Origin of the sequence: Tateyamaria rhodophyticola (genome assembly GCF_047777875.1) — a bacterium.
Taxonomy (GTDB): domain Bacteria; phylum Pseudomonadota; class Alphaproteobacteria; order Rhodobacterales; family Rhodobacteraceae; genus Tateyamaria.
Genome location: NZ_CP180519.1, coordinates 3,276,832 through 3,291,965 on the forward strand (window position 1 = coordinate 3,276,832; position 15,134 = coordinate 3,291,965).

Here is a 15,134-nt window from a genome sequence, read left to right on the forward strand (position 1 = left end):
CGGATCGTTCAACCTGAAAAAACTTATTGCCCCTTCCCAAACCGACACTCATTTGGGCGACGGAGAACATCATAGCAAAGCTCAAATTTGACCGGGCAATTCACGCCCCATCTGCTTCAACATATGCCCGCACCAATCTCCGTCTCTGTTCCAAAAAATCCCCGCCGGAGGCTCCCGCAGGTGCCACCCGAACGCGATCTGACCCGCTCGAACCGACCCAACAACCACCAAGCACCCGCCTCCCCTTGGCACTGGACATCCTGGACGATATGACAAACGCCGCAGCAGGCGACAAGGGCACAGATGAGCCAGTTTTCCTTTGATCTAAAAGTGACGGACGGGCGCGCGCGCACGGGCGTGATCTCCACCCCGCGCGGTGACATCTGCACGCCCGCCTTCATGCCCGTGGGTACAGCCGCCACCGTCAAGGCAATGCTGCCCGAAAGTGTCGCGGCCACCGGGGCTGACATCCTTCTGGGCAACACCTACCACCTGATGCTGCGACCCACCGCCGAGCGCATCGACCGCCTCGGCGGGTTGCACAAGTTCATGAACTGGGACAAGCCGATCCTGACGGATTCAGGCGGCTTTCAGGTGATGAGCCTTGCCGGCCTGCGCAAGCTCACCGAAGCGGGCGTGACCTTCAAATCCCATATCGACGGCTCCAAACACGAACTCAGCCCCGAACGCTCGATGGAGATCCAGCGCCTGCTCGGCTCTGACATCGTGATGTGTTTCGACGAATGCCCGGCGCTGCCTGCGGACAAGGCGCGCATCGCCGAAAGCATGGCGCTGTCCATGCGGTGGGCGCAGCGGTCGCGCGACGCCTTTGGCGACCGGCCGGGTCATGCGCTCTTTGGCATTCAGCAGGGCGGGCTGGAACAGGACTTGCGCGCCGAAAGCGCCGAGGCGCTGACGCGCATCGGCTTTGATGGCTACGCTGTGGGCGGGCTGGCCGTGGGCGAGGGGCAGGAGGCGATGTTCGGCTGCCTTGATTTTGCGCCGGAACAGCTGCCGCGTGATAAGCCGCGCTACCTGATGGGGGTGGGCAAGCCGGATGACATCGTGGGTGCTGTGGCGCGCGGCATCGATATGATGGACTGCGTGTTGCCATCCCGGTCGGGGCGCACGGGTCAGGTGTTCACCCGCCGCGGTGTCGTCAACATCAAGAACGCGCGCCACGCCGATGACCCGCGCCCGCTGGACGAAGACTGCACCTGTCCGGCCTGCCGGGGGTATTCACGGGCCTATCTGCACCACGTGTTCCGCGCGCAAGAGATGATCTCGGGCATGCTGCTGACCTGGCATAACCTGCATTACTATCAAGAGCTTATGGCAGGTATGCGTGCGGCGATCGCGGATGGCAGTTTCACGGCGTTCGAGGCCGCGTTTCACGCGGACCGGGCGCAGGGTGACATCGACCCGCTCTGACCCGCACATGGTGTAACGCCCTGTTAAGGTCTGTCGGCGTAGCGTGCGGACCCAACGTGCAACGGCGCAGAGTGGGATACGCCATGATCGATACCGCACCTCTGGACCAGGGGGCCGCGTGGGCTCAGGTCGCGCACCTGATCCACGGCCGGTTGAAAGCGCAGGCCGGTGACCGGTCTGTCGCGGATACGAAACCCGACACCCAACGAACCGATGCCGTCGCGGCGCCGCCACCAGTCAAAGCCACGGACCTGACGGAGGCGCAACAACGGGTGGTGCGCGAATTGGCAGCGCGCGATGGCGAGGTGCGCCGGCACGAACAGGCCCACGCCGCGGTGGGCGGGCGTTATGCGTCGGCGCCAAGCTATACCTATGAGGTTGGCCCGGACGGCAAGCGATATGCGGTGGGCGGCGAAGTGCAGATTGACACGGCCCCCGTCGACGGCGACCCAGAAGCCACCATTCTCAAGATGGAGGTGGTCAAAGCCGCCGCACTCGCCCCGGCGGAGCCCTCCAGCGCGGACCGTCAGGTTGCGGCTTTTGCCGATGCGCTGCGGATGCAGGCCGTGGCCGATCTGGCGGCGATGCGGCGCGAGGTGCGGGCAGGGGTGCTGGACCATCGTGCGTGAGCGTGGGGACCATTGGTCAGGAATTCCCCCATGCGCGGTTGCGTCGAAAGCGCCTATATCAGTGTCAGTCACACACCCTGGGGAGGGATCCATGCAATTCACAATCGTCGCAGTCAGCTGGTTTGCCGTTTCGATTTTGGCGGCGGTGACGCTCGTCTGAACTCGGGCATCTCGCGAAAGGGGATGCGCGGCATCCCTCCCCGTTACTTTTTCATCAACACAATGTCGAGCAGTCGCACCAGCCATGGGCGCGGGCGAATGACAAAGCTGTAAGGATGTCGTTTGGGCGCAGCCCGTGCGCGCGTCCGCGGTTTTGCCAAGGCGTTGCCTGCGGCTGCGTCGCTATGCGTGTCACCCGCAACTTGCGCACTTACATCGAGTAGAGTTTCGAGATGCTCCGCTGGCACCTCCGCGGGCGGCGTCCAGTCTTCGGCGTCAAGCGCATCGCGCCACGCGTCGATGGGCAACACTGCGCCCCGCGCGGCCGCAAAATCTGCGCTCTTTTCCTCAAATGCATCGAGGATCATGCGCCTGTCCGCAGGTGACAGCAGGCTCTGACCCGCGCCGCGCGGCGGCGGGCAGGCAAAATACGTGTCAAAGATCACCTGTCGGCGGGCCCGGTTGGCGACAATGGCATTTATCACCTGCAACAGGCGCACGCTGTCCCGGTCCGGAGTGGCATAGCGGGGCGCATCAATGCCGGGCAGCGCGCCGGGCAGCTCTGCCAGGGTACAGAACGCGGGCCACAGGCCGTCCGTCTCGCGCGCGGTGTCAAACCCGAGCAGTCGCACAGGCTGTCCGGTCGCAGCCTCAAACGGCGCAAAGAGTGCGGGCAGGTCGGTCAGCGTGTCCTGATGATCCACCAGCATCTCTGACAGCCGCCGCGCGCCGCCCGGATGTGCAGACGCGACCCATTCGGCGTGAAACGCTTCGATATAGGCGTGCGGTGCGCGCACCATGGCGATGACGTCGATGCTGGCCCAGTGGCCCAACCGCTCAAACAGATGCGCAATGCGGCTGGCCCGGTCCGGCTCTGTCGGGAAGGACAGGTTTTCGGCAGAGACCAGCACCGTGCGCGCCGACGCTGCGGCCACCTCGTCGTGAAAGGCGGCCCACGTGGCATCGTCGTCGTCACGCAGCGCCCGTGCGAGCCCCTGATGCCCCGACAGCGCCCCCGGACGCCCCGTGCGCACCCGCTCAAACCCGGTCTCGGGGATCAGGACACCCTGTTTCGACAGGGCCGCGCGGTGATGCAGCAGATGATGCTGCACAAAGGTCGTGCCCGTCTTGTGCAGGCCAACATGCAGCACGAGCCGCTTTTGCGGGTGATCCCGGCCACGCCGGGGGGCGGGCACAGGTTTGCGTGCTTGCAGCATTGCATGAGCGGTCCCGAAGGCGCCGTCACGCATCGCCTTGTGCAGTGCAAAAAAGTCCGCCCGCGATACCCGCCCATGGCGCGTTGCCATGCCCACGCGGCTCGTCGCCTCGACCATCGGATCGTTGAATATGTCCTGGCCAAACCTGTCCGTGCCGAGCAGTGCGACGATCCGGTCTGCCATATCCGCATAGGCCGGATCGCCCGCCGCCAGCGGCGCAAGGATGTCCATGTCCCAGATCAGCCGTGACACGGTGTTGAACAGCTCGCGCTTTTCAAAGCGTGGGGGCAGATTGGCCGCACGCATATGCGCAAGGCATTTTTCCAGCAGTTGCACCTGCAACAGATGGGTCTCGGGCGTTGTCTGTGCTGAAGAGATCGACCCCACGCGCCGCCGCCACACCCGAACGGCCTGACCTAGAAACGCGATTTTCTGCGCCGCCGTCACGGTGTTGAGGACAAACAGCCGATCTTCGAATTTGCGTTGCGCGGGATCGAACCAAAGCTGCGCGCGGTCGAGGAAATCGGCCCGGTAGAGGCTCGACCAGGATGATACGATGAACTGTGCCTCCTGCGCGGCCATGCGGCCCGAAACCACACGCCGCGCCATATGAAGGCGCGCGTCACGGTGCAGGACGCGCGTTGCCACGGAGCCCGGACTGTTCAGATAGCAGGCCGCGTGGGTGATGTCGGCCCCCGTCTCTCGGGCATAGCGGTACTGTGCGGCCAGCCCGCCGGGGGTAAAATAATCGTCCGCATCCAGAAACCCGATCAGATCACCATTTGCCGCCGTAATCCCGGTGTTGCGCGCCGCCGACAGCCCCCGGTTTTCCGTGTGGTGAATGACGCGGGCGCCGAATCCTGCCGTGAGTTCAGTCATCGCATCGCGCGAGAACGCCGCGGGATTGTCGTTCACGACAATCAGCTCCAGCGCATCGATGCCCTGATTGCGCACGGATCGCAGCGCCGTGCGCAGGAACGCGGTCTCGTCATAGAAGGTGACAATGAGGCTGAGCACGGATGTGCCTCTGGCGGGGCTAGAGGCTTACCGGCTCGGCACCCGGTTCGCCATCGTCCGCTGGTCCAGTTGGTAGCACAGGGTTGTCCGCGGGATCGGGCGCATCGGTTGGATCATCTTCGGGGTCCGGCCCGTCAACGGGACCATCGCTGTCAACCGTCACACCGGCCGTCAAAAACAACGCAAACAGCAACAAAAGCAACTCAGACACAACACACCTCCCCAGGTGACTTGCCCTTCGTGTAGCAGATGTTGACCGTGGCGGGAAAGGGGCCTGTCGAGATGTACCCGAAATCGTTGATCTTTTTGCACGAGAGTGCAGAGCCGCAGCATGGTTTGAGACGGTGTGGGCCGTCAAACGGACCGCTGCCCACAGGGCGTGCATGCGTCAAAAAATCTGGGGACAGTTTGTTGCATCCCATTGCGCCTCCCGCGGCACAGGGTCATGGTGTGGGTTGAAACATACGGGCGCACACCACAGGTATAGACGTCCGAAGCAAGGAGAGAGCCAATGGTCGCCGCATGTCGGGGCCGCGCTGTCTTGCCAATGATAAGGAAATGAGCATGCAAGAGCCCCTCAACGCCTCTTACCCCGTGTTGCCGCTGCGCGATATCGTGGTCTTCCCCCACATGATCGTGCCGCTGTTCGTGGGTCGCGATAAATCCGTCAAAGCGCTCGAAGAGGTGATGGCCGACGACAAGCAGATCCTGCTGTCGAGCCAGATTGACCCCGCAGAGGACGATCCCGAAGCATCCGGCATCTTCAAGGCCGGCGTGCTGGCCAATGTGTTGCAACTTCTGAAGCTGCCCGATGGCACCGTCAAGGTGCTGGTCGAAGGTCAGGCGCGGGTGCGCATCACCGAATACCTTGAAAACGATGTGTTTTTCGAGGCGCGCGCCGAATATCTGACCGAAATGCCGGGTGATATGGCCACGACCGAGGCGCTGCTGCGGTCGGTGGGCGAAGAGTTTGAGCGTTACGCCAAGGTCAAGAAGAACATCCCCGAAGAGGCGCTGGCCGCCGTTGGGGAAACGACCGAACCTGCGAAACTGGCCGACCTTGTGGCGGGACATCTGGGCATCGAGGTGGATCAGAAGCAGGACCTGCTGGAAACGCTCAGCGTGTCCGAGCGGCTGGAAAAGGTTTACGGCCTGATGCAGGGCGAATTGTCCGTCCTGCAGGTCGAGAAAAAGATCAAGACGCGCGTGAAATCGCAGATGGAGCGGACGCAGCGCGAATATTACCTCAACGAACAGATGAAGGCGATCCAGCAAGAGCTGGGTGATGGCGAGGACGGCAAGAACGAGGTGGCCGAGCTTGAGGCCAAGATCGAAGAAACCAAGCTGTCCAAAGAGGCCAAGGAAAAGGCCGAAGCCGAGCTGAAAAAGCTCAAAAACATGTCGCCGATGAGCGCCGAGGCCACGGTCGTGCGCAACTATCTCGACTGGATGCTGTCGATCCCGTGGGGCGTGAAATCCCGCGTGAAAAAGGATCTGGGCCGCGCGGAAAAGATCCTCGACAACGACCACTATGGTCTTGAAAAGGTGAAAGAACGCATCGTCGAATACCTTGCGGTGCAGCAGCGCTCGAAGAAGATGAAGGGGCCGATCATGTGCCTCGTCGGTCCTCCGGGCGTGGGCAAGACGTCACTGGGCAAATCGGTGGCCAAGGCCACGGGGCGCGAGTTCATCCGCATCAGCCTTGGCGGCGTGCGGGATGAAAGTGAAATCCGCGGTCACCGCCGGACCTATATCGGCTCCATGCCCGGCAAAATCATCCAGGCGTTGAAAAAGGCCAAGACGACCAACCCTTTGATCCTGCTCGATGAAATCGACAAGATGGGGCAGGATTTCCGGGGCGACCCGGCGTCGGCCATGCTTGAGGTGCTGGACCCGGAACAGAATGGCACATTCGTGGACCACTACCTTGAGGTCGAATACGACCTCAGCAACGTGATGTTCCTGACCACGTCGAACTCCTACAACATGCCAGGACCGCTTCTGGACCGGATGGAGATCATCCCGCTGGCCGGTTACACCGAAGATGAAAAGCGCGAGATTGCAAAGCAGCACCTGATCGAAAAGCAGATCAAGAACCATGGTCTGAAGGCCAAGGAGTTTGAGCTGACCGACGATGCGCTGTCGGACATCATCCGATACTACACCCGTGAGGCGGGCGTGCGGAACCTGGAGCGCGAGATTGCCAAGGTGGCGCGGAAATCGCTGACCAAGATCATCAAGAAAGAAGTTGAAGAGGTTGTCGTAACCCCCGAAAATCTCGATGATTTCCTCGGTGTGCGCAAGCATCGCTATGGTCTTGCTGAACAGGACGACCAGATCGGCGTTGTGACCGGGCTGGCCTGGACATCCGTTGGCGGCGACCTGTTGCACATCGAGGCGCTCAAGTTGCCGGGCAAAGGTCGGATGAAAACCACCGGTAAGCTGGGCGATGTGATGAAGGAAAGCATTGATGCCGCGTCGAGTTATGTGCGCTCCATCAGTCCCGAGATCGGGGTGAAGCCGCCCAAGTTCGACACGCTCGACATCCACGTGCACGTGCCCGACGGTGCCACGCCCAAGGATGGTCCAAGCGCGGGTCTCGCGATGGTCACGTCCATTGTGTCGGTTCTGACCGGCATTCCGGTGCGCAAGGACATCGCCATGACCGGCGAAGTGTCTCTGCGCGGCAATGCGATGCCGATTGGCGGTCTCAAGGAGAAGCTGCTGGCCGCCCTGCGCGGCGGGATCAAGACGGTTCTCATTCCCGAAGAGAATGAAAAGGATCTGGCCGACATTCCGGACAACGTGAAGGAAGGGTTGAAGATCATCCCGGTCACGCACGTGACGGAAGTGTTGAAGCACGCGCTGACCGCGACCCCGGACGCAATCGAATGGGACGAGGCCGCGGAAGAGGCGGCGGCGGCAGCCGCTGCGGCGGCCAAGGATACGGGCACAGGGGCAACGGCGCACTGATCCGGTCAAAGGTATGAGAAGGGGCGCGCTTAACCGGCGCGCCCCTTGTCGTTTCTGGATACGGACGCAGGTCGCGGTGTTGCGGCGCGGCAGCCGCGCGCTCCGTTACGGCGTAACGGTGATTCCACGTCGGTGTTGCTGTCGTCCACGGGGTGTACCCGCCTTTGAGCGGCGCCAGCGCTTTTTGCGCGAGGTCGAACAGATCCTGCGCATTGCCGTATCGGTCGCTGAAGATCGGAATTCCGGGGCCTGACGTGCCCATCCGGTCGATATCCGTTTTGAGGCGCGCATCGCTGTTCACCACGTGCGCGGATGCCGCAGCCGAGCCACCGGAAGTCAGCAGACCCGCCGGTCCGCAGGATGACGCGCCGTCTTTGCAATGGCCGCAGATGCGGCCAAGATGCTTGCGCAGGCGAGGCCTGCAATCGTGTGATGTTCCCATTTGGTGCCTGAACCAGTCGTCAATGCCCGGATATTCGGTCAAGTTTTCAACATGATGCGGCATCTGACCGGCTTAAGTACTGGATTTTGTTGTGCCTACGTCTTAGAGTTGCAGCGATAACAATGAGGAGGCCATTGATGCCAGCCCGATCGAGCACAAAGAAAACCACAACGGCAAAGACGACCAAGGCCAAGACATCCACTGCGAAAACCGCAGCGACGAAGACGCCGGCCAAGACAACCGCCAAGACGACGAAACCGGCCGCACCGACCAGCGTGACGGAGGCGGCCAAAGCGGCCACCGCAGCAGCCGCGCCCGCCGCGCAAGCCACCGTGACCAAGCTGGAGCCGGTCGTTGCCGGACCCGCCTTGCGGAAAAAGGAGCTGCTTGACACGGTCGCGCAGAAAACCGGCATGAAACGGGCTGAGGTGAAGAAGGTGGTGGAGGCGGCGCTGTCCACCATGGGCCTCGCACTTCAGGAAAGCCGCGACCTGAACCTGCAACCCTTTGGCACGGTCAAGATCAACCGCGAACGCAAATTGCCGGAAGGCAAAGTGGTCGTTGCCCGTATCCGTCAGGCACGTGATCTGTCCGACGATGACACAGGCGCGCCAGACACCGCACCGGAATTTGAAGCGGACGCAAAAACCGCCGCGGAATAGGCGCGGTTTTTCGCAGACGCCCCTTGCATGCACCCGCGCGCTTTTGTAAGACGCGCGGGCTTTGGGTGATTAGCTCAGTGGTAGAGCGCTTCGTTCACATCGAAGATGTCAGGAGTTCAAATCTCTTATCACCCACCATCGCAAGCGCACCCCTAACCGGGTGCGCTTTCGTGGTTCTGGGGCACGGAATTTCGGGACAGGGACGCAGCACATGCAGCCGATTTACGTCATGCGCCACGGCGAGACCGAGTGGAACGCCGAAGGGCGGTTTCAGGGGGCGTTGAATTCGCCATTGACGGCCAAGGGCAGGGCGCAGGCGCAGCAATTGGCGGAAGCGTTGGCCCCTCTGGATCTCAGCGGTTTTGACGTGCGGGTCAGCCCGCAGGGCCGCGCGTTCGAGACTGCGGCCATTGCGCTGGCACGTCAGGTGCCGTTCCTGCGCACCGACGACCGTCTGCGCGAGATCGAGGTGGGCGCGTGGTCGGGATGTATGCGATCCGAGGTGACACCGCAAGGCATGGTTCTTGAGGATACGCCTGATGGCCCGCTTGCGCTTTATGAACATGCGCCGGGGGGCGAGGGGTTCGCCAAACTGCGCGCGCGCTGTGTCGATTTCCTGAACAGTTTGACGGCGCCCACGCTGTGCGTGACCCACGGCATCACCTCGCGCATGTTGCGGACGGTGGCTCTGGACCAACCGACGCCGACACTTGGTGCGTTGCCGGGCGGGCAAGGCATTGTTTACGTTGTGGAAAACGGCACCCACCGCCAGCTGTAACTGAAGGGTTGCGAAGCCGGGGCGGGTTGGCATAAAAGCGTCGCAACGGGTCGTTAGCTCAGTTGGTAGAGCGCTTCGTTTACACCGAAGATGTCGGGAGTTCGAGCCTCTCACGACCCACCATCCGCTCCAGTTGTTTTGGCTTGGTATGGCGCGTCCAGAATGGGGCTCGACCAACGCGCCCGTTCATGTGGCCACGCGCGGGCGCGGCAATCGCGGCATCCCCGTGCACGCGCCGTTGCCGTCACCTGTTTGCATGACCGCCGCTTTTCGCTGCGAACCGGCTGCGTGCCCGTACCCGGCACGCTGGCCATGTTGCTTTGCGCCGGTGATGCTGTACGGTTCTACCGGGACGTGTCACGACAGGGGCGCGCTTGGGGTGAAACACATGGCGGACGGGCTTTTTGATGTGATCCGGTCTCGGGTGGACACACAGCATCTGTGGCAGACGGTGTCCGACTATTTCCGATCGCATCACATTGAAAAAATCAGCTATCACCACCTGTCACCTGATATGCAGACGGGCAAGAGCGTGACCGTGCAGGCAAGCGGGTTTTCCAACGCGTGGACCTGCCATTACATCCGGCGCAAGCTCTACCTTGTCGATCCGATCACCGAACTGGCGCAAAGCTCAACCCAGGCGTTCCGCTGGTCACAGATCAACACGCTGGCGCGCCTGTCAGCAGAGCAGCAGAAATACCTGCTGGACATGGATGCGGCCGGGGTCGGTGACGGGTTGGCGTTTCAGGTGTTCGGGCCGGGTGTGCGCAACGGGTATGTCGGGCTGGGCGTGGATGATCCGCAGCATTTTCCGGACGCGGCACAGGTGATCGAGTTTCAGATGGTCGCGCAGGCCGCGCATCTGCGCTATTGCGAACTGAACCCGGTTGGCCTCGAGCAGGGGGACCTGTCACCGCGCGAACGCCAGATCCTGCGCTGGATCGCGCGCGGCAAATCCAACAGCACCATTGCGGATATCCTGAGCCTGTCTCCCCACACTGTAGACACGCTAGTGCGTCGGATTTTTGGCAAACTCGGCGTCGCTGATCGGACAACGGCGGCGGTTCAGGGCGTTGGCGCGGGTCTGATCGTGCCATAGGCTCGGTGTCACGCAGTTACGTGACATGACGCCGCCTGCGCCTCTCGCCACAGTGCGCGCGAGGTAGCGATGGAGGGACGCCGTGTTCCAGGGACTGACGCGCGAGGAGCGCATAAAATCCATGTTCAGCACGTTGGACAATTTGCAGCAGGATACACGCGCGACCGAGGCGCTGGCCTTTGCGGCGGCGGCGGTGGAATACGCGGCCTATGAGCTGGCGCAATCAACCGAGGCCAAACGTGTCGCACAGTTGATCCTGTTTGCGGCGGATCTGGACCGGGTTGTGCAATCGATGCGCGCCGCCGATGGGACCGCAGACCGTATGTCCTGATCCGCGCACAGGGTCTGTCCGCCCGTGGAGGTTGTCTGTGCACGGGTTGCCGTTATCTTCGCAGTAACACCGCACAGGAGACGCAGATGAGCTGGAACCCCGCCCTTGATCCCGATTGTCCGATTGGCGACGCCGTTGATGCGATTGAAACGGTGATAGTGCCTCGGGCGCGTGACCTTGGCGGGTTCGAGGTGCGCCGCGCCTTGCCCGCGCCCAAGCGGCAGATGGTGGGGCCGTTCATCTTTTTCGATCAGATGGGACCGGCAGAGTTTGTCACGGGCAAGGGGATCGATGTCCGCCCGCACCCGCATATCGGTCTCGCGACGGTCACCTATCTCTACAAGGGCAAGATCCATCACCGCGACAGCCTCGGCACCGATCAGTGGATCGAACCGGGCGCCGTGAACTGGATGGTGGCGGGGCATGGCATTACGCATTCTGAACGCACCGATGGTGAGATCAGGGCCAAGCCGCACAACCTGTTTGGCATTCAGACTTGGGTCGCGCTGCCCAAGGATGCCGAGGACGACCCGGCCGATTTCCAGCACGCACCGCGCGACACGCTGCCGTTCCTGCAAGGCGAGGGCAAGGAAGTGCGCCTGATCCTCGGCGATGCCTGGGGGGAGCGCGCGCCCGTCCAGACGTTTTCCGAGATGTTTTATGCCGATGCCGTGCTCGAGGCGGGGGCGCGCATTCCGCTGCCCGACAATCACGAAGACCGCGGCGTCTATGTGGTTGAGGGCGAGGTGAGCGTGGGCGGCGAGACATTTGCTGCAGGTCAGATGATGGTGTTTCGTCCCGGAGATCAGCTTGGCCTGACGGCGGGGGCGCAAGGCGCGCGGCTGATGCTGCTGGGCGGGGCGACGCTGGAAGGGTCGCGCTATATCTGGTGGAACTTCGTGGCCTCATCGCAGGACCGCATTGACGCCGCCAAGGAGGCGTGGCGCGCAGGCGACTGGGCCCATGGCCGGTTCCAGTTGCCGCCCGGTGATGAGGACGAATTCATCCCGCTCCCCGACAAATGACATATTCCGTTCGCGCCGCCGTTCCGGGCGATGCACAGGCGCTCAGGGCGTTGCATACCGCCAGTTGGCGCGCGTCATATGGCCCGTTTGTGCCCGCGGACGCCCTTGGTGCACCGCTTGATGCGACGATGCAGGCCCGGTGGGGCACGTGGCCGGCGGATCGGCTGATCCGTGTGGCGGAACGAGACGGTGCGATGCTGGGGTTTGGTGCAGTGGAACGGGGGGCTGTGCCGCTGCTCGACAATTTGCATGTTCACCCGGACGCGCGCAGCGGTGGCGTCGGGGCCAGCCTGCTGCGGGCGATCTGCGCGGCACTGGCGAAAGAGGGGGCCGAAGCGCTGCGGCTGATCGTGATCGCGGCCAACCCGCGCGCCCGCGCCTTTTATCGCAAGTTGGGCGGGGTCGAAGCGGCGCCTGTGGACGACACGTTGCTCGGGCATCCCGTGCGCATGGTCCCGGTCCGCTTTTCCGGGGGCGATTTCACCGCATTGTCGCAAGAATTATGAGGACGGGTGGGAAAAGACGCTTGACCCGTCCGGGGGCTGGTCATAAACCCGCGAAACGCAGCGGGCGGTTGTAGCTCAGTTGGTTAGAGTACCGGCCTGTCACGCCGGGGGTCGCGGGTTCGAGCCCCGTCAACCGCGCCACTGCTTACCTTGGGTTCTGGGGATACAGGATCACGATGCGCGGTTGTAGCTCAGTTGGTTAGAGTACCGGCCTGTCACGCCGGGGGTCGCGGGTTCGAGCCCCGTCAACCGCGCCACTTTCTTCCAATCTCATGTGACATAGCTGTAGCCCAGCACCGCTTCCTGATCCGGATCGACTGCGGCTGACAAAAAGCGGCGGTCTGCGTCGGGCCATGCGGCGGGCGCGTCGGGGCGGTCGGTGACGGACGGCTTGAACTTGGAGCCGAGGCGTTTGACCACCGGGCGGAACGTGTCATTGCGGGTGACGCCAAGCGCGGATGTCAGCTGCGCCAATGTGGCCTCGGGCGCGGCCTGCGCGTCCTCCATCCGCAACACCGCACAGGTACAGCCGCGCGCAGGCAGCGTCAGCAGGCGGGCAAGTTTCGCCCGACGCAGGGCAAAGAGGTTGTCAAAGGGCAGGCCCGTCACCGGATCGCGGTCATGTTGCAGGGGCGCGCCGACGCTGCCCTCTGGCACAAGCCCGCGGAAATAGCGGGGCCGGTCGATGATCGTGTCCCACCGCGCGCGGATAAAGTCGGAAAAGCCGAGCGTCTGCATCTCGGGCGTTGTGTGCCAGGGTTTGTCGAACATTGAGCGTGCCCAGCTGTCGGCGCGGCGCACCACGCAGATCACCGCCATGTCGCGCGGCACTGCCATCATGTGGGGAAACCCGTGTTTCCACCCCAGGCCTTCGGTTGGCGTCAGCGGCGTGTTGCGACCGATCAGGCGTTTGACAAAATTCGTGCCCGACGACCGCTCGCCCAGCACCTGAAACCGTGTGACGGGGGTCTCTCCGGCGCGGGTGGCAAAAAATCCGGTCTCGGCAAAGGCGGCAGGCAGGGTCATGCGGTCTCTTTTGTCGTTCTCAGCGGTGGCATCATCGGCTAATGTGGCGTGCAACGATCCCGAGCAGGACCCTAACAGATGCAAACAGTGGCCGTTGTCACCATGGTGCGCGATGACGCGTTTTTCCTCAAGGCGTGGCTGCGCCACTACGGTGAGATGTTTGGCCGCGAAAACTGCTATGTGGTCAATCACGGGCGCGGGGACGAGGTCGCGAAGCTGGCCGAAGGGTGCAACATCATCGGCATACCGGGCGATCCGCACAAGAATTTCGACGTCAAGCGCTGGCAGCTGCTGAACAACCTCGTGGAAGGGCTGCGCAAGTATTACAAGCACGTGATCGTGGGCGATGTTGATGAGCTTGTGGTGTGGGACCCGGGCTTTGACGGCTCACTGCCTGAGTTTCTGCGCCAGTCGCCCAAGGGCAAGGTGTTCACGCCATTGGGGATGGAGGTGATCCACCGGGTCGATGTCGAGGATGCCCCGATCAAGGATCACATCATCGGACCACGCCGCCATGTCCGTCCGGCCCCGCATTATTCAAAGCCCTGTATCGTGTCGGCAGCGGTCAAGATCGCGCGGGGCGGACATTTCACGCAGTTCGACAAATTGCTGACACCCGAGCCGCTGTTCCTGTTCCACCTGAAATTCTGCGATTTCGGCGTCTACACCGGCGTCATGGATCAGCGCAATGCGGTGACGGATTCGTTCAATTCCACGATCAAGGACGCGGCCGTGGGCCGGCACTGGTTTGCCGAAGCGCGCGGCGAGGACCGCGCCGTGTTCGAGGAGTTCGAGGCGCTGCGGATGCAGGAGGATTTTGACGTGCGTTTCCTGCGCAAGCGGATGCAGCGCAGTTTCAAACCGCGGGGGGAGACCGGATTTTACCAGTTCGACCGCCCGGATTACGACCTGCAATACCTCCTGCCCGAACGGTTCAACGGCGCGATCTGATCAGACGGTCCCGAGAAAATCCGCAAGCGCCTGTGCCGTTTCCGCAGGGTGCGTGTCGGGAAAGAAGTGACCGCCCGGCAGGCTGGCGCTTTGCATCGTGTTGAGCCGGGGGGCCCAGGTGGCGGGCACGTCGAAATGCTGCGCCATGATCCCGTCGGCACCATAGAGCACGAGGGACGGCACATCGACCGCCCGGTCGAGGTCCGCAGTATCCAGCGCCAGGTCCACGTCAATCGCGGCGCGGTAGTCATCGCACATGCAGCGCACGACGTCTGGGTCGCGCCACGCCGCCCGATAAGCGGCCATTGCGTCCGGTGAAAACGTCGCCGCATCGCCGCCAATGCCGGTCAGGATGCCTTCGAAATAGGCGACGGGGTCGTGGTTGATCAGGGTCTCGGGCACGGGGTACGGCTGGGCAAGAAAGAGCCAGTGGTAATAGGCGCGCGCGATCTCGTGCGTCATATCGGCGAGAAGGTGTTGCGTCGGTATGATGTCCATGACCGTCAGCGACAAGAGCGCCGATGGATGGTCGAGCGCCATACGGTGCGCGGTGCGCGCCCCACGGTCATGGCCCACCACGTGAAAGCGGTCAAAGCCCAGCGACCGCATCAATGCGACCTGGTCCGAGGCCATCTCGCGAAAGCTCATGTCGGTCATTCGAGCGGGTTTGTGGCTTGCGCCATAGCCGCGCAGATCCGCCGTCACCACGGTGAAGGATGGCGCCAGCGCCGGCGCAATGGCGTGCCACATCGCGCGTGTCTGCGGAAAACCGTGCAGCAGCAGGACAGGAGGGCCGCTGCCGAAGATATCGTGCGCGATGTGGTGCGCGTCGGAGCGGGGGCCAGCCCCCGCACCCCCGTGGTATTTTTCGCCAGAAGAAGACATGGG

Annotated in this window: 14 protein-coding genes and 4 tRNA genes; 14 read left to right on the forward strand and 4 right to left on the reverse strand. The window is 62.8% G+C overall.

The window, feature by feature from the left end:
- The first annotated feature begins 303 nt into the window (after window positions 1-303).
- Complete coding sequence (gene tgt, locus ACERHN_RS17610) at window positions 304-1,431, forward strand: tRNA guanosine(34) transglycosylase Tgt (RefSeq protein ID WP_415920323.1); 1,128 nt, start codon at window positions 304-306, stop codon at window positions 1,429-1,431.
- Window positions 1,432-1,514: 83 nt separating this feature from the next.
- Entirely contained in the window at window positions 1,515-2,060 is a 546-nt protein-coding gene (locus tag ACERHN_RS17615; RefSeq protein ID WP_415920324.1) for a putative metalloprotease CJM1_0395 family protein, read from the forward strand.
- A 203-nt stretch (window positions 2,061-2,263) separates the two neighbouring features.
- Here ACERHN_RS17615 and ACERHN_RS17620 read toward each other — a convergent pair whose 3' ends face one another.
- On the reverse strand, window positions 2,264-4,453 hold the full coding sequence (locus tag ACERHN_RS17620) for a glycosyltransferase family 2 protein (RefSeq protein ID WP_415920325.1): 2,190 nt from the start codon (window positions 4,451-4,453) through the stop codon (window positions 2,264-2,266).
- A 19-nt stretch (window positions 4,454-4,472) separates the two neighbouring features.
- Window positions 4,473-4,664 (reverse strand): hypothetical protein, encoded by a 192-nt coding sequence (locus ACERHN_RS17625; RefSeq protein WP_415920326.1) that lies wholly within the window; start codon window positions 4,662-4,664, stop codon window positions 4,473-4,475.
- A 353-nt stretch (window positions 4,665-5,017) separates the two neighbouring features.
- On the opposite strand from ACERHN_RS17625, the gene lon reads away from it, so the two are divergent.
- The 11 genes from lon (at window position 5,018) to ACERHN_RS17680 (ending at window position 12,526) form a co-directional block, all read left to right on the forward strand.
- Complete coding sequence (gene lon / locus ACERHN_RS17630; RefSeq protein WP_415920327.1) at window positions 5,018-7,426, forward strand: endopeptidase La; 2,409 nt, start codon at window positions 5,018-5,020, stop codon at window positions 7,424-7,426.
- Between the two features lie 579 nt (window positions 7,427-8,005).
- A complete protein-coding gene (locus tag ACERHN_RS17635) occupies window positions 8,006-8,530 on the forward strand; it encodes an HU family DNA-binding protein (protein WP_415920328.1) in 525 nt (174 codons plus the stop codon).
- Between the two features lie 63 nt (window positions 8,531-8,593).
- Window positions 8,594-8,668: transfer RNA gene (locus ACERHN_RS17640), tRNA-Val, on the forward strand.
- Between the two features lie 73 nt (window positions 8,669-8,741).
- The gene (locus ACERHN_RS17645; protein WP_415920329.1) at window positions 8,742-9,308 is read left to right on the forward strand and encodes a histidine phosphatase family protein; all 567 of its coding nucleotides are present in this window, start codon (window positions 8,742-8,744) and stop codon (window positions 9,306-9,308) included.
- 47 nt (window positions 9,309-9,355) lie between these two features.
- Window positions 9,356-9,431, forward strand: a tRNA-Val gene (locus tag ACERHN_RS17650).
- Between the two features lie 265 nt (window positions 9,432-9,696).
- Entirely contained in the window at window positions 9,697-10,407 is a 711-nt protein-coding gene (locus tag ACERHN_RS17655) for a helix-turn-helix transcriptional regulator (RefSeq protein WP_415920330.1), read from the forward strand.
- A gap of 82 nt (window positions 10,408-10,489) precedes the next feature.
- Complete coding sequence (locus ACERHN_RS17660; RefSeq protein ID WP_415920331.1) at window positions 10,490-10,738, forward strand: hypothetical protein; 249 nt, start codon at window positions 10,490-10,492, stop codon at window positions 10,736-10,738.
- Window positions 10,739-10,824: 86 nt separating this feature from the next.
- The gene (locus ACERHN_RS17665; protein WP_415920332.1) at window positions 10,825-11,763 is read left to right on the forward strand and encodes a pirin family protein; all 939 of its coding nucleotides are present in this window, start codon (window positions 10,825-10,827) and stop codon (window positions 11,761-11,763) included.
- Window positions 11,760-12,269 (forward strand): GNAT family N-acetyltransferase, encoded by a 510-nt coding sequence (locus tag ACERHN_RS17670; protein WP_415920333.1) that lies wholly within the window; start codon window positions 11,760-11,762, stop codon window positions 12,267-12,269. The genes ACERHN_RS17665 and ACERHN_RS17670 overlap by 4 nt, the downstream gene beginning before the upstream one ends.
- 64 nt (window positions 12,270-12,333) lie before the next feature.
- A tRNA-Asp gene (locus ACERHN_RS17675) sits at window positions 12,334-12,410 on the forward strand.
- Window positions 12,411-12,449: 39 nt separating this feature from the next.
- Window positions 12,450-12,526: transfer RNA gene (locus ACERHN_RS17680), tRNA-Asp, on the forward strand.
- 13 nt (window positions 12,527-12,539) lie between these two features.
- On the opposite strand, the gene ACERHN_RS17685 is transcribed toward ACERHN_RS17680, so the two are convergent.
- Entirely contained in the window at window positions 12,540-13,295 is a 756-nt protein-coding gene (locus tag ACERHN_RS17685) for a hypothetical protein (protein ID WP_415920334.1), read from the reverse strand.
- A gap of 78 nt (window positions 13,296-13,373) precedes the next feature.
- Between ACERHN_RS17685 and ACERHN_RS17690 the strand changes: the two genes are divergently transcribed.
- A complete protein-coding gene (locus tag ACERHN_RS17690) occupies window positions 13,374-14,246 on the forward strand; it encodes a glycosyltransferase family 2 protein (RefSeq protein ID WP_415920335.1) in 873 nt (290 codons plus the stop codon).
- On the opposite strand, the gene ACERHN_RS17695 is transcribed toward ACERHN_RS17690, so the two are convergent.
- Window positions 14,247-15,131 carry an alpha/beta fold hydrolase gene (locus ACERHN_RS17695; protein WP_415920336.1) on the reverse strand — a complete coding sequence of 295 codons (885 nt, stop codon included), beginning with the start codon at window positions 15,129-15,131 and terminating at the stop codon, window positions 14,247-14,249.
- Between the last annotated feature and the right edge of the window lie 3 nt (window positions 15,132-15,134).

Coding starts and splice junctions, on each gene's coding strand:
- ACERHN_RS17665 (WP_415920332.1), top strand. CDS start 10,825: ATGAGCTGGAACCCCGCCCTTGATCCCGATTGTCCGATTGGCGACGCC.
- tgt (WP_415920323.1), top strand. CDS start 304: ATGAGCCAGTTTTCCTTTGATCTAAAAGTGACGGACGGGCGCGCGCGC.
- ACERHN_RS17685 (WP_415920334.1), bottom strand. CDS start 13,295: ATGACCCTGCCTGCCGCCTTTGCCGAGACCGGATTTTTTGCCACCCGC.
- ACERHN_RS17655 (WP_415920330.1), top strand. CDS start 9,697: ATGGCGGACGGGCTTTTTGATGTGATCCGGTCTCGGGTGGACACACAG.
- ACERHN_RS17670 (WP_415920333.1), top strand. CDS start 11,760: ATGACATATTCCGTTCGCGCCGCCGTTCCGGGCGATGCACAGGCGCTC.
- lon (WP_415920327.1), top strand. CDS start 5,018: ATGCAAGAGCCCCTCAACGCCTCTTACCCCGTGTTGCCGCTGCGCGAT.
- ACERHN_RS17645 (WP_415920329.1), top strand. CDS start 8,742: ATGCAGCCGATTTACGTCATGCGCCACGGCGAGACCGAGTGGAACGCC.
- ACERHN_RS17695 (WP_415920336.1), bottom strand. CDS start 15,131: ATGTCTTCTTCTGGCGAAAAATACCACGGGGGTGCGGGGGCTGGCCCC.
- ACERHN_RS17635 (WP_415920328.1), top strand. CDS start 8,006: ATGCCAGCCCGATCGAGCACAAAGAAAACCACAACGGCAAAGACGACC.
- ACERHN_RS17615 (WP_415920324.1), top strand. CDS start 1,515: ATGATCGATACCGCACCTCTGGACCAGGGGGCCGCGTGGGCTCAGGTC.
- ACERHN_RS17690 (WP_415920335.1), top strand. CDS start 13,374: ATGCAAACAGTGGCCGTTGTCACCATGGTGCGCGATGACGCGTTTTTC.